Consider the following 14424-nt stretch of genomic DNA (forward strand, 5'->3'; position numbering starts at 1 on the left):
CCCTTCATTCCAAGCTATCTATCTTTCCACCAAAATCGGCGAATTCCTCTGTCGGATCATGAGACTTGTATCCATTAGGACTACCCTAACCTCTCCGAGCATAACCAATAGAGTACATGTCCGTCGACTCAGCTTGATACGACAGGGAGCGTGACCCAATGAATCGCCGAACATTCCTTCATGGTGCGCTCGTACTCATGATTTCAGGATTGATTACACGAATCATGGGATTCGTCTATCGCATCTTCCTGACTCGGATGATTGGCGCCCAAGGCATGGGCTTGTTTCAACTCGTCTTTCCCATTTTGGGCCTGGTTTTGACCTTCGTCACACTTGGCTTCCCGCTGGCCATTCCAAAGTTGGTCGCAGAATCCGTTGCGCAGAACGACAAAGCGAAAGTCAGACGAGTCATGCGGATCAGCACCGTGTGCGTCGTCTCCATGTCCATGATTTGCACCATCGCCCTGTACCTGCTGCGACACATTGTGGAGACCCGCTGGTTGACCGATCCGCGCGCGTACCCTGTCTTCCTCGCCATGATCCCTGTGATCGGCGTGATCGCGATATCGAGCCTGTATCGCGGCTATTTCCAGGGCTTGCAGGACATGAGTCCGACGGCTTGGGCGTCGATTCTCGAACAGTCGGTTCGCATCGTGAGCATCTGGCTCCTGGCCGCGTATTTCGTGCGATTCTCCTTGGCCTACGCGGCAGCGGCGGCCATGATGGGCATGGTGCTCGGAGAATTGTCTGGCCTGCTGTGGATGATCCTGCAGCAGCGACGGCGTGGTCGGCTGGATCAAATTTTGCCGGACGCGCCGTGGAACAGATCGGTTGAATCGATCCGCCAAACCGTCCGCTCCATCGGCCAAATTTCGCTACCCGTCACCATGAGCAAACTGATCTGGTCACTGCTGTTCGCGGCGGAACCTATCCTGGTGACGCGCGCGCTGCAAGACGCTGGATTCGCGACGTCCCAGTCGACTGCGATGTACGGGTTGTACAGCGGCATGGCGATCCCGTTGCTCGTCTTTCCAACCGTCATCACATCGTCGCTCGCCACCAACCTCGTACCCGCCGTATCGGAAGCCGCGGCGGCTGGCGAACTGTTTCGCATTCGCAAGCGTCTGTCGCAAAGCTTTACTGCGACAGCCATCGTCTCGTTTCCAGCGTCCGTGGTTCTGACAATGTTTGCGGGCCCCATCACGTTGGCGATCTACAAAGAAGCCCACGTCGGACCGATTCTGGCCGTCATGGCGCCGTTCGAATTTCTGCTTTGCCTGCAGGCGCCGCTCACGGGCATTTTGCAAGGGTTGAACAAAGCTGGAATCGCCATGATGAACTCGATCATCGGCGGCGTGCTGAAGCTGCTGTTGATTGTCGTCCTCGCCGCGCAGCCCACCATTGGCATCCTCGGCGTCAGCATGGCGACGGCCTTCTCGTTCACGCTGTCGACGCTCCTGAGTCTGTGGTTCGTGATCCGGTACATCGGCTTCAGCGTGCGGCTGCAGTCGCTCGGCCGGATCGCGATCGCGTCGGTATGTATGTTTGCGTATATGAAACTCATCACCATTCGGACGGCCGTTCCGTCGTCGAACAGCTTGCTGCTCGCGCTGATTGGCGGACTCATCCTGTACTTCGCGTTGCTCTGCGCGCTTCGCGTGTTGACCAGTCGATCCGTCGCACGCATCCCGCGGTTTGGCCCTGCCTTGGCGCGCATCGTCAAATGGATGCCGTTTGCCGTCTGAGTGCGACATCCGGATGTCAGATTCCGTATTTGCGCACGTTACGATTGCGTGTCGTCGCGTGGATCGATCCAAATCGCGCCGTTTGCGTCCACGGTCGCGTAAAAGATCTCCGAGATGGTGTAGCCGCGGCGCCGCAGTTCATCCCGCAGCCATGCTTCATCCCGTTGCAAGATGCGCAATGTCTTCTGCACCACCCGTCCATCGATCACGAGCGGCATCGGAATCACTTCCGGCGTCACCCGAAGCGAAATGTCGCGGGCAGACACGGGGCGCGCCTCGGCCTTAGGAAACACGCTGAGTTGCCCCGACGTTTCGAGAACAGCGAATTCGACATCTGCGATATTCGAGATTCCCTTCTCGCGCAGCTGGGTCAGCAGATCGTGCATCGAGTAGCGCATGCGCCGCATTGCGCGATCCTTCACCTGGCCATGTTCAATCAAAATCGTCGGTTCTCCGTCGACGAGGTGTCGAAAGCGGTGGCTCTTGATCTGCAGAATGGCGACCACGATTTGAAACAACACGAGCGATCCGATGGCGATGGCGGCTTGATAGAGAGGGACATCGGCATTTTCCATCGGGAGGGTGGAAAGTTCCGCAATCATCACGGAGACGACGAAGTCGAACACGGACAACTGGCCGATCTCGCGCTTCCCCATCACCCTGAGCGCAACCATGACCATCAGGTATAACGCGAGGACTCTTATTGGAAACTGCCAAAGCGCTTCAGTTGCCACATCCATCCCCTCCAAGCAGGTAGTATGACCTACTTGAACGGAAAATCATGCGTTGCCAAAGACCAGCTATGCTTGTCAAGCCATCGTGCGCTCGACATCGCGTTTCATCGTCGTGAAGACCTCCGCGACGTGATTGAACAGTTCGGCCGCATCCGAAATTTCAGTGAACAGGCGATAGGTGGAATGCGTATGCAGCGACAACACCACATTTTCGGAAACATGGTAACGGTGTAAGGACAGCGCCGACACCAGTCTGTCGTACACCGCTTCAAGTTCGCTGTCCGAGACGTCCGGAAGCACCACCAATAGTTCGTCGCCGCCATACCGACACGCAAGTTCCGTGTGCCGCAACGATTGACGAAGCGTAGCGCCTGTTTGCCGAAGCACGGCATCACCCACAGAAAAACCAAAGGTATTGTTGATTTGGCCAAACTGCTGAATATCGAGACAAATGACGCCCCATGTTGAAACCCCGGACAATATAGTTTCGCGCACTTGAATGTTCATCAGGTGGTGCGTATACAATCCCGTCAACTCGTCCACAAACAGTTGCGCGTCGAACTCTGGAGAATACATGGCCGTCCGGTTGCGGCCGCGCTGCTTGGCCCCCCAGTACATCGCGCTGTCCGCCTTCAGCAGCAGATCCCGATCAGACTCGCTGTGCTTGGGACAACCCGCAATCCCGATACTGACCGTAATGCCCTGCAGGTGATATCCCTGAAAGTTGACCGACATCTTCATCACTTCTTGGCGTATCGTTTCAGCCACTTGGTATGCTTCGGTCGGCTCGATGTCGAGCAGCAGTGCGAACTCTTCCCCGCCGTAACGCGCGGCGACGCCGATGTCCTGGCAATGCCGCTGCAACAGCCGGCCCACTTCGCGCAGCACCGCGTCGCCTGCCAAGTGTCCATACGTATCGTTAAATTTCTTGAAAAAGTCCACATCCACGATCACGACGGAAACAGGGACATGTTCCCGCTTGGATCGATCCACCGACCGCGCCAATTCCTCGTAAAAGAATCGGTAGTTGAACAAGCCTGTGGCCGCGTCGCGCCGCGTCCGTTCCTCCAACTCCGCGTAGAGCCTCGCGTTGTCAAAGAGTACAGACACTTGGTTCGCAAGCACCATCATATAATCGTTGACGTAGGAAAAGGCTCTCGGATGTTTTGCGTAACAAACGATTGCCCCCGTTACCGAGGAGTGGGTGTGCATCGGGAAGATGGCCATGCTCAGAAACGAGGGCTGTCCGTCCAGCACACGGACGCGCTCATCCTTGCGCACGTCCGGAACGCTGACGATCCGCTTCTCGTAAATCGTGCTCCAGATCACACCGCCATCGGTGTCGACAAGCCCTTCCTTTGGGACCAGGCCGGCGTATTCAGTGGGAAACACCGACTTCGGGATGAGCGTGTGTCCGTCTCTGTCCAGCAGGAAGATCACAACCACGTCGGCCAATGTCATCTCTTTCGTGATGCTGGCAGACGCATCGGCAATGGTTTGAACATCAAATTCGCTGGTCAACTGGATGGTCGCCTGATGAATCAGTTGCAATTCGCGGGTCCGCCGGTGGCTTCGCAGCATATACGCCAGCACTACGATAGGGATCAGCACCACAGGCCCCAGCCAAGCGTCGACCGGGCTCACCGCGACGACCAGAAACGCGAACGGCAGGCAAAGGGTGAGATTTGCCGCATCGACTGCCAAGGCCGACAACGCCATCGAAACCATCCATTGATTGCCGAGTATTTTCAGGATGTGAATAAACAAGTGATTGAATATGAGAAACACCACCGCGGCCATTGCGAGATCCAGCAAGAGAGGACCTTGCATCTTGTCCGACGACGTTTGGTGCATCTCCCGGAAAACGAAACTCATCATTCCTGCGCTGAGCGCGTATTGCCCGGCGTTGAAAACAGCGGTAATCCAATTCCAGTCGCGCAGGACCAATGGCGATACGAGCGCGGCGACGACGACCACCCACACGGATTGCGCCGATCCATAGACCGCGATGGCGCTGAGGGGAATCACGGGAACGACGGACGACAAATTTTGCCGCAGCGATATGGGCAGGCACTCCAACCCAATCGCCAGCACGGCCAGTCCGGCGAAAACCAGCAAATTGGAGTGAAGCAATTGTGGAATCTCCCACAGAGCCAGCAACAATCCCAAAAAGCCCACGGACAGGCTATACGTCGTCTGTCTGCGCAGCACGCTTTGTTCCACCTAGCCCACCCGCCTTACGTATCGAATCCAGCCGCGGGATCGACACCGCCTCGCTGGTTGCTAACATTTTCCGACCACTTAGTTCCTCAATCGTATCACAAGTTCATATTCATCTGAATCATTGAATAAAGATTAGCAAAACTTGTACAAGAGGTGAATAGGATGCCTCAAAATTCTTCCAACCGTTCCATCACGCTGCGTTCGATCCCGGTGGTATATGGCTGTCTGTGGGGACTGTTCATCGCCCTGATTGGGACTCTGATTGTGTTCCTGCTCGCCCAATACGGTGGCCTTCAGGCAGGCGGCGTGACTGTAGCGGCTTATATCACGCACTGTTTCGCGGTGCTTTTCGGGGGTATCGCCGCCGCGCGGCAGGTGGAGTCGCGTGGTTGGTTCCACGGCGGTCTGACGGGGCTGCTGTACGCGCTATTCATGATCTCTATCGGATTGTTCGTCTACAATACGTTCACGATGGATGCGAGCGGCCTCTTTCGCGTCCTGCTCATGGCCGTGATCGGCGCGTTCGGCGGAATGATTGGCACGTCCACACGCTGAAAGAGCCCATTGAACGCAAATGAACGCGAAACGGCAACGCCGCACGGCATGAACAACCGCTGGCATTGCCGTTTTTTCAATGTTACGTCCAGGTTGCGTCCAGTTCCTTGCGCAACTCGGCCGTATCCTCCGTCGCCGTCATGCGCAATCAGCGAACTTATTCACTATGGCGCTTCAATTGTTCGTCGAACTGACGAGACGCTTCACTGGACTCTTCGTCTTCCTCGTCTTCTTCACCATTCTCTGCCTCGTCGTCTTCCGAGTCATCTTCATACTCGTCTGGAGCGCCAAGCGGATGCCCATCTTCGTTTTCCGTCGGTTCGTCGTCCGATTCGTCTTCCTCGGGACTTTCAACGACGCGAACGATCGCCCGCGCGTCCATCTCTACCTCGACATCCTCGGCGATGCGCGCTACGACGACGTCACCGTGGGTCTCCACGATCTCTGCATACAGACCGGATGCGGTCATCACGCGCACACCTGGTTCAAGCTGCTTCATCATGTCTTGCCGTTTTTTCTGTTGACGCCTTTGCGGGACAATCATCAGAAAATAAAACACGACAATCACGATGACAAGGAATAATAAGCTGCTTCCACCCTTCAATCTCTCACGTCCTCTCGCTGTCCAGTATAACCATACGATTCATAAAATTCTCGCTTGACTTCCAAAAACCTATCGTCCTCAATCGCTTTGCGGATGTCCTCCATCAGGCGCAGCAGAAAGTGCACGTTGTGGTAGGTCGTCAACCGCAGGCCAAGGATTTCATCCGCTTTGAGCAGATGCCGGATGTAAGCCCGTGAGAACGTCCTGCAGACGCGGCAAGAGCAATGTTCATCCATCGGTCCAAAGTCGTCGCGATATCGCGCGTGCTTGAGGACCAGCTTGCCGCGCTTGGTGAAGACGGTGCCGTTTCTGGCGATCCGGGTCGGCAGTACGCAATCGAACATGTCGATACCGCGCTCAACGCCCTCGAACAGGTCATCCGGACTGCCTACCCCCATCAAATAGCGAGGTTTGTCCGCAGGCAGCCACGGCGTCGTATATTCGAGAATGTCGTACATCAACCCTTTCGGCTCGCCAACGCTCAGGCCGCCAATCGCGTAACCCGGCAAATCCAGTTCAACCAAGCGTTCCGCGGCCTCTCGTCGCAGATCCAGGTGTTCACCGCCTTGGACGATGCCGAACAAGGCCTGATCATGCTTGCGACGGTGCGCCTCTTTGCAGCGAACAGCCCACGCGAGCGTTCGATCCAGCGACGTCCGCAAATACTCCCTGCTCGCCGGATACGGTGGACACTCGTCGAGCTGCATGATGATGTCGGCGCCCAAGGCGTTCTCGATCCCCATGACGGTCTCAGGAGAAAAGAAGCGCGGACTCCCGTCGATGTGCGAACGAAAGGCGACCCCTTCGTCGGTAATCTTACGCAAACTTGCGAGACTGAACACCTGAAAGCCGCCGCTGTCCGTCAGGACAGCGCCGCTCCACTGCATGAACCCATGCAGCCCCCCGGCCTGTTGGACAATCTCTTCGCCTGGTCGGAGATGCAGGTGATATGTATTGGACAAAATGATGCCCGCGCCTAGCTCCTCCAATTCCCATGGTGCCATCGTCTTCACCGATGCCTGCGTTCCGACAGGCATAAAAACGGGCGTTTCGATGGTTCCATGCGGCGTGTGGACCCGTCCACGGCGAGCCTTGGACCGCGAACAGGTTTTCAACAATTCATACGTCACCGGGTGCGTCAAGATGTGCCCTCCTTGCAATGAACATGGCGTCCCCAAAGCTGAAGAACCGATATTCGGCCTCGACCGCCTGCCGATATACCTCTTTTGCAAAATCGGTGCCCAACCAAGCGCACACCAGCATGAACAACGTCGATTTCGGCAGATGAAAGTTGGTGATCAACGCATCCGCAATCCGGAACTGATACCCCGGATAAATAAAGATGTCCGTCTCCCCGCGCTGCGCCAACAAACGCCCACTGGCACCCGCGCTTTCCAACGTTCGGAGCGCTGTCGTGCCCACAGCCACAACTCGGCTGCCGCGCTCACGCGCTTCATTGACGATTTCCGCCGTCCGTTCGTCAACCTCGTACCATTCGCTGTGCATCCGATGGGACTCGACATGTTCAACCTGGACAGTCCGAAACGTCCCCAAACCAACGTGCAAGGTCACGTGGCAAATCTGTACACCCTTGTCCCGAATGCGATCCAGCAAAGCTGTGGTGAAATGCAGCCCCGCAGTTGGAGCCGCAACCGATCCGGTCGTCTTCGCGTACACCGTCTGGTACCGCTCCTTCTCCTGCAGGTCCTCGTGGATGTACGGCGGCAACGGCATTTGCCCCAGCCTGTCAGCAACTTGTTCGACAGGCTCCTCCGTCAAAAATCGAACGGATCGAACCCCCTCTTCATGCGTGTCGACGATTTCAATTTCCACGCCGTCTCGCTCTTCTCCGATGCGCAGGCGCGTACCGCGGCGAAGACGCTTCGCCGGGCGGGTCAATGCCTGCCACACCTGAGGATCGTCCCCGGAAGGCCGCAACAGAAGAATTTCCGCCCTCGCCCCGGTATCCACCTTGGTCGCAAACAACCGCGCCGGCAGCACGCGAGAATCGTTCAGAACAAGCACATCCTGCGGTTCCAGATAATCGACAATATCGGCAAACACTCGATGGTGCAGCGATTGTTCGACGGGATCGACCACGAGCAATCGGGATTGATCCCGAACATCCAATGGGACCTGCGCAATGAGTCGCTCCGGCAGGTCATAATCGAACTCTTCGAGCCGCATCCGAACATCCATCCTTTCGACTCGATCATACAGACAACCTTATCATTATACTGAGTCCTCGGGCGAATACAAAAGGGAGCACGCGTGGGATGGCGGGGCGAGTGGGTGAGCGGGTGAGGCAGCGGGATCGCGCAGGCTTCGGGCCACCCTGGTGCCAAATAAGTTGTCCACAGACGCTTATTTGCAGGAAACCCGTCGAATGCACAAATTTAAGCGGCCGAAAGCGGCTTATCGGCTCGATATCGCACCGATCACGCGCGTTTCGAGCCGCTTAAGCCGCCCACGGCCGCTTATTTGCGACATATCATACGATTCGACACGTTTAAGCGGCCAGGGGCGGCTTATTTGCCCCAGAGCCATCCCCGCCCCCGGCTGGCCAGCCAACCACCAGCCAGCCTTCTCGACTATGCCGGGCCGATCGCGCAGGCTTCGGGCCACCCTGGTGCCAATTAAGCTGTCCACAGACGCTTATTTGCAGGAAACCCGTCGAATGCACAAATTTAAGCGGCCAAAAGCGGCTTATCGGCTCGACATCGCACCGATCACGCGCGTTTCGAGCCGCTTAAGCCGCCCACGGCCGCTTATTTGCGACATATCATACGATTCGACACGTTTAAGCCGCCAGGGGTGGCTTATTTGCCCCAGAGCCATCCCCCGCTAGCCATCCCCCTCCGCCAGGCGCTCCCGCCCTTACGACTGGTTGGCCGCCGCCGGGCCCGTTTGGGAAGATGCCGCGCCAATCGCGCCTTCGACGATGGAAGCGACTTGATCGTAGTTGCCGGTATTGAGACCGGTCAGGGCCGTATGCAAATCGTGCGCTTCTGCCAAGACCGTCTGCAGATTGGACGAGTTTAAGTCGGCGAGTTTGACAGGAACGCCCACTTGCTGAGCCAACAGGAAGGTCGCGTATTGCCCCGGCGATACATGCTCATCTTCAGCTTTCATCCACACCTGACGGGGCACATCCATGCTGTACACACTGTCGTCGATGGAGTCCGGCTGCGCGGAACCTTGTAGAGCTTGGTGAACCGCCGTCACTGCGGTGGTCTCCACGGTGTGCGCACTCGAGTTGTCGGTCGCCGAAGCGGCCGTTACGACGATGGTGTCGTGGCTTGGCAGCAGTTTGTTCGTCGCAAGCTTCGATACCACGTCGTCCACTGCGGACTGCAGCGAGGCTCCTTGGAGTTGGAGATTGGAGACGGTCTGCTTGCCCACTTGGTTCAACCCGTGGACGTCGACTACACGCATGTGTTGATTGACATCGAACGCGATTTGCCCGTTGGCGTCCAACGACACGTATGCGTAGACATTTTTGCTCGAGTTAGTCGCCACGGAGGTGGCAATCAGGGCACCGACCACGACCACAGCCGCGGCTCCAATCAGGCCCCAACGAGACGAAAGTCGTTGCAGGGCCCGTCGACGAATTTTCACTGGTCTAAAAAAGCGATCATCCTGAAACGACTTCCAAGGAACCGTGTCTCCAATGGAAACACCGCTTGGGACGCGAATACGCTCAAACAGGCCAGATTGCGTCATCACAATTGCCTCGTGGCCTTCGATGGACATGACGATAGCTGTTTCATCTGCGCGTCGAGTCATCGTTGAACCGCCCCTTCCCCATTCATCAAAAACGACTTCAGCAAGGGAAAATCACCTGTCATCAGCACCAAAATGGCTAATATATATTTACGCTGTCGTTCCAACGTCTTTCTGGACACGTGAACGCGTTCTTCCAACGCCTTTAAGGGCAGAGCGCGTCGGCGTTCGACATATTCCAGCAGAGATGGGTCTTCGCGAATCACCTTGGCGCACTCGAACGCGTTTCGACGGGCATCTTCGTGCTTTGGGGAAATTTCAACGAGTTCCGCAAACGTCATGTCGTATTTGGCAAGACAATTCGAATACTCCTGAATCTCCAACGCCCGCATCGACGCTTCTTCTTGCTGCTGGTGAATCTCCAGAGAAGTGCTGACCTCTACCCAGTTGGACGTGTGGTTGTCATCGTCGTCGACAACATCGAACTCGCTCCACGGAAGCTGCTTGCCTTTGTGCTGGCGCTGTGATCGGAAAAAGTCGATCAGGCGCCGTCGGATCACCGTTTCCGCAAATGTCAGGAACGATGCTGCCTTGTCTTCCTGGTAACGATCGATCGCCTCGTTGAAAGCAGAGAGCGAAATGCTGTATTCGTCGTCAACACCGGGATCGATATATCTGCGTGTCGTTTGCGAGGCAATGCGCAGAATAAACGGAATGTAGGCCGAAATGAGATCATTTCGCGCCTCCGGATCACCCGATCTCGCACTGTGGAGCAAACGGGCCAATTCGTTTCGATCATCTTCGCGACGAGCCCGAAACGGCAAAACGCCCACGCTTCCACCTCTCCCTCATCCATTCGTTCAATCCGCTCGCTTTTCGGGGGTACATCGGTCCGAAATGGCGGTGGTTCTCCGTTCAAAATCAATCATCTCTACTATCCTATTCCTATCCTATTCCGATGATGGCATTTTTCTACCAAAATGTCGATACGCTGTTGGAGTTGCCACTCGCCCTCGCGGCGTCCTCTGCAACAGTCCCATCTGCAACAGATAGGGCTCGTAGACGTCTTCGATGGTGGTGGATTCCTCACCGATGGCCGCAGCCAGCGTCTCCAGGCCGACCGGTCCCCCGGCAAATTTGTCGATGGCCGCCAGCAAGATACGTTCGTCCACCGCGTCCAAACCTAACTCGTCGACGTTGAGACGCCCCAACGCCTCTGCGGCCGCTCTCTCATCTATCATGCCATATCCAGCTACCTGCGCAATATCCCGAACCCGCTTCAGAAGGCGATTGGCGATGCGTGGCGTGCCGCGCGCGCGCCGCGCAATCTCAAATTGAGCGTCCGGCGTGAGCGCGATTTGCAAAATCTCCGCGCTCCGGCGAACGATCTCCGACAACTCGTCCACAGGATAGTAATCAAGATGCAAAATAACGCCGAATCGATCCCGCAGCGGAGCCGACAGCAACCCTGCCCGCGTGGTCGCGCCAACGAGCGTGAACGGCGGCAGATCCAGGCGCACCGATCTCGCCGACGGCCCCTTGCCAATCATGATGTCGATCGCGTGATCCTCCATGGCGGGATAAAGCACTTCCTCGACCGATCTCGACAGTCGATGAATCTCGTCGATGAACAGCACATCGCCAGGCTGAAGATTGGTCAACAGAGCGGCCAAGTCGCCCGCGCGCTCGATGGCAGGGCCGGACGTCACACGGATGTGAACACCGAGTTCATTCGCGATGATCATGGCGAGCGAAGTCTTGCCGAGTCCTGGGGGGCCGTAGAGCAAGACGTGATCCAGCGATTCTCCGCGTTCACGCGCCGCCTGGATAAATATCTTTAAATTTTCTTTGACCGCGCGCTGCCCGATATAATCGTCCAGAAAGCGCGGACGAATGGAGTCAAGCGCTGTATCTTCGCGACTCCATTCGGCAGAAACAATCCGATCATCCATAGCTTGCCTCCATACACAAACCCATTGCTTGTGTCCAAACCAACATCCAAACCTTCATGCAAACCATCCACTGTATCTCAACAGCGGCCATCGCCAGCTGTCCATCAAGCGTCTTGCTGGTGGACGTACAGCCAAGCCAAAGCCGCTTTTACAGCCGCTTCGACAGTGAGGTCGCTGTTCTCCGAAAAGACCGCCGAAACAGCTTGTTCCGCCTCGCGCATCCGATAGCCGAGCGCGACAAGCGCCGTGATCACATCGTCCTGCATGTCCGCAGGTCCCTGCGGGTGCGCGGACGCGCCGCGGACGATACCATTCCAGTCAAGCGGCAAATCGCCGAGTTTATCCTTCAAGTCGAGAATCATCCGTTGTGCTGTCTTCTTTCCCACGCCAGGAAGGGTGCACAGCAGATTCGCGTCCTCCGTTTGAATGGCGGTCACGACAGCCTCCGCCGAAATCGCGCCAAGGATCCCGAGCGCAAGACGCGGTCCCACGCCGGAAACGAGCAGCAACTTCTCGAACACGGCCCGCTCCTCAGGCCGCAAAAATCCGTACAAAAAAACGCCGTCTTCCCGCACGTGCTGATACGTGTACACGGTACTTTCGCCATCATGGGCTATCGCTGCCGACGTTTCATCCGTCACATAGACGCGGTAGCCGACGCCGTGGACGTCGAGATCGATATAACCTGGGCCGCGGGCAGCCAAACGCCCTCGAAGGAAGACGATCATCGCCTCGCACCTCTCTCCCAGTTCCACCCTGTTCGCCGTTCTGCGACCGTCGACACCCCGTACTTCTCCAGCGGCGCCGCGTGACCATGCGAAATGGCCACTGCCAGCGCGTCCGCGGCATCATCCGGTTTCGGCAACGCGGGAAGTCCCAGCAAAATCTTCACCATTTGCTGCACTTGCAGCTTATCCGCGCGGCCATAGCCTGTGATCGATTGTTTGACTTGCATCGGCGTATATTCGGCGATAGGCGTGCCGCATTGCGCCGCTGTGAGCAAGACGACGCCTCTAGCCTGGCTGACCGTAAACGCCGTCGTCGTGTTGCGATGAAAAAACAATTCCTCCACCGCCATCACATCTGGCTGGTGTTGTCGAAACAAATCTTCCAAGCGTCGATGGATTTCCAACAGTCGATCCGCCAACATCACGTCCGGCTCAGTCTCGATGCATCCGTACGTGACGCAGCGAAGTTGGCTCCCCTGTACATCGACGACGCCATAGCCGAGGCGAGCCAGCCCCGGGTCAATGCCGAGTACCCGCATAAAGCGATTCTCCCCTCTGCTCTATGGATTCGTCATCGAGCCGAAATCTCCTACTCTTGTCGATGGCTGCGGGACTTCCACGCGAAAAAGATCGTTTATCACGTAAATGAAGATAAAAATCACATCTTGACACAATCGCAACTTAGGATAATATTGTGGCTGTCGGAAGCGATGAATCCGCTTACTATGGAAAAATACTTTGTTTAAATTCAACCACACCCGCAACTTAGTTTATGTATTCAATTTTTAAGTATCACTTTGTTGTGTTGATAAACTTTGTGAACACCAGCATTCGTAGTGCGCCTTTTGCAACATCGTCGTTGAAAGGCCACTGCGTGCAAGTTTCGCAAGGCAGCATCGACTCGTCGACGAGTTTCGCGACTTGCGGGACCATATCAGAAAAACTTGCTGGAGATGGGGGTATGCGTGGCGCAACTGGGTTCAGTCCATTTGTTGTCGCGACGAAAGACGCGAAATAGAAACTCGCAATACTCCAAAATTGAGCACGATACAAGGGAGGATACACAAGAATGGCTATCAACTGGAAGAAAAAAGGAGCTGCACTATCCGGAGTCGCCCTCGCGGCCACCATGCTGACCTCCGGGATCGCCAGCCTGACTTCGACAGTCAGCGCAAAGTCGACGGCGAAAGTCACCATCGCCTTGCTGTTGCCTGACACGACGTCTTCTCCGCGGTATGAGACGGAAGACAAGCCAGACTTCACGGCGGACGTCAAGAAGCTCGACCCGAATGCCACTGTCGATTACCAAAACGCGCAAGGCGACACCAACACCCAGCTGCAGCAAGCGGAAAGCGCAATCTCGAACGGCGCCAAAGTGCTCGTCGTCGATCCGATTGACGGCGTCGCCGCAGCTCAAATTGTGAAACAGGCACAACAAGCAGGCGTCAAGGTTATCGCCTATGACCGTCTGATCGAAGATTCTAAACCGGACTACTACGTTTCTTTCAACAACGAGCTCGTAGGCGAGCTGCAAGGTAAATGGATTGCCGACCACACGAAAAAGGGCGGCACGGTGGTCATGATCAACGGCGCGCAAACCGACAACAACGCGGTCCTGTTCAGAAAGGGCGCGCTCGAAGTTCTACAACCGCTGTTCAACAGCGGCAAGCTGAAGTTGGGCTACCAAACCTACACGCCAAACTGGGATCCATCGACTGGCCAGCGCGAGATGGAACAGGCGCTCACGAAACTGAACAACAAAGTCGACGCGATCCTGGCGGCCAATGACGACCTGGCTGGCGCGTGCATCCAGGCCATGAACGAGCAACACCTCAGCACCAAAAACATCCCGGTCACCGGACAGGACGCGACCGACGCCGGCCTGAATCGGATTTATTACCAAGGCACGCAGTCGATGACGGTGTACAAGGCCGTTCCGAAGGAAGCGGAAGCCGCTGCTGAACTCGCCGTGGCTTTGGCAACCGGATCGCAGCCACCGAAAGGCTTGGTGAACGGCACAACCCAGAATGGTATGGAAAACGTTCCTTCCGTTCTGCTGAAGCCCGTGGTCGTAACCAAAGCCAACGTGGCAAGCACGGTGATCAAAGATCACTACACCACTTGGGCACGCATCAAGAACCCCGGTAAAACGTCGTAAGT

General features: G+C 56.4%; 13 protein-coding genes. 3 read left to right on the forward strand and 10 right to left on the reverse strand.

The annotated features are described in order from the left end of the window. The first annotated feature begins 158 nt into the window (after positions 1-158). Positions 159-1745, forward strand: coding sequence for a stage V sporulation protein B (spoVB, locus tag AAC01S_RS04735; RefSeq protein ID WP_067619582.1), 1587 nt, complete (start codon positions 159-161; stop codon positions 1743-1745). Positions 1746-1783: 38 nt separating this feature from the next. Here spoVB and AAC01S_RS04740 read toward each other — a convergent pair whose 3' ends face one another. Together AAC01S_RS04740 and AAC01S_RS04745 are read right to left on the reverse strand one after the other, a co-directional pair. Next, entirely contained in the window at positions 1784-2479 is a 696-nt protein-coding gene (locus AAC01S_RS04740) for a DUF421 domain-containing protein (protein ID WP_245630084.1), read from the reverse strand. A gap of 75 nt (positions 2480-2554) precedes the next feature. Further along, positions 2555-4702, reverse strand: a complete 2148-nt coding sequence (locus tag AAC01S_RS04745; protein ID WP_067619585.1) for a sensor domain-containing diguanylate cyclase — start codon at positions 4700-4702, stop codon at positions 2555-2557. Positions 4703-4864: 162 nt separating this feature from the next. Here AAC01S_RS04745 and AAC01S_RS04750 point away from each other — a divergent pair, with 162 nt between their 5' ends. Then, positions 4865-5257, forward strand: coding sequence for a TIGR04086 family membrane protein (locus AAC01S_RS04750; protein WP_067619588.1), 393 nt, complete (start codon positions 4865-4867; stop codon positions 5255-5257). Positions 5258-5414: 157 nt separating this feature from the next. Here AAC01S_RS04750 and yajC read toward each other — a convergent pair whose 3' ends face one another. From yajC to ruvC, 8 genes are all read right to left on the reverse strand, one after another. After that, positions 5415-5861 carry a preprotein translocase subunit YajC gene (gene yajC / locus AAC01S_RS04755; RefSeq protein ID WP_067619591.1) on the reverse strand — a complete coding sequence of 149 codons (447 nt, stop codon included), beginning with the start codon at positions 5859-5861 and terminating at the stop codon, positions 5415-5417. Further along, on the reverse strand, positions 5858-7003 hold the full coding sequence (tgt, locus tag AAC01S_RS04760; RefSeq protein WP_174520823.1) for a tRNA guanosine(34) transglycosylase Tgt: 1146 nt from the start codon (positions 7001-7003) through the stop codon (positions 5858-5860). Before tgt ends, yajC begins: the two co-directional genes overlap by 4 nt. Next, positions 6981-8048, reverse strand: a complete 1068-nt coding sequence (gene queA, locus AAC01S_RS04765) for a tRNA preQ1(34) S-adenosylmethionine ribosyltransferase-isomerase QueA (RefSeq protein ID WP_067619595.1) — start codon at positions 8046-8048, stop codon at positions 6981-6983. Before queA ends, tgt begins: the two co-directional genes overlap by 23 nt. A 690-nt stretch (positions 8049-8738) precedes the next feature. Next, positions 8739-9647: an anti-sigma factor domain-containing protein gene (locus AAC01S_RS04770; protein ID WP_067619599.1), complete on the reverse strand. Its 909-nt coding sequence runs from the start codon at positions 9645-9647 to the stop codon at positions 8739-8741. After that, positions 9644-10417, reverse strand: a complete 774-nt coding sequence (sigI, locus tag AAC01S_RS04775) for an RNA polymerase sigma factor SigI (protein WP_067619602.1) — start codon at positions 10415-10417, stop codon at positions 9644-9646. Before sigI ends, AAC01S_RS04770 begins: the two co-directional genes overlap by 4 nt. Before the next feature lie 117 nt (positions 10418-10534). Then, positions 10535-11536, reverse strand: coding sequence for a Holliday junction branch migration DNA helicase RuvB (gene ruvB, locus AAC01S_RS04780; protein WP_067619605.1), 1002 nt, complete (start codon positions 11534-11536; stop codon positions 10535-10537). A gap of 104 nt (positions 11537-11640) precedes the next feature. Continuing rightward, on the reverse strand, positions 11641-12264 hold the full coding sequence (gene ruvA / locus AAC01S_RS04785) for a Holliday junction branch migration protein RuvA (protein WP_067619608.1): 624 nt from the start codon (positions 12262-12264) through the stop codon (positions 11641-11643). Next, on the reverse strand, positions 12261-12803 hold the full coding sequence (ruvC, locus tag AAC01S_RS04790) for a crossover junction endodeoxyribonuclease RuvC (protein WP_067619610.1): 543 nt from the start codon (positions 12801-12803) through the stop codon (positions 12261-12263). The genes ruvA and ruvC overlap by 4 nt, the downstream gene beginning before the upstream one ends. 530 nt (positions 12804-13333) lie before the next feature. Between ruvC and AAC01S_RS04795 the strand changes: the two genes are divergently transcribed. Then, a complete protein-coding gene (locus AAC01S_RS04795) occupies positions 13334-14422 on the forward strand; it encodes a sugar ABC transporter substrate-binding protein (protein ID WP_067619613.1) in 1089 nt (362 codons plus the stop codon). The last annotated feature ends 2 nt before the right edge of the window (positions 14423-14424 follow it).

Source organism: Alicyclobacillus acidiphilus NBRC 100859, assembly GCF_001544355.1.
GTDB classification, from domain to species: domain Bacteria; phylum Bacillota; class Bacilli; order Alicyclobacillales; family Alicyclobacillaceae; genus Alicyclobacillus; species Alicyclobacillus acidiphilus.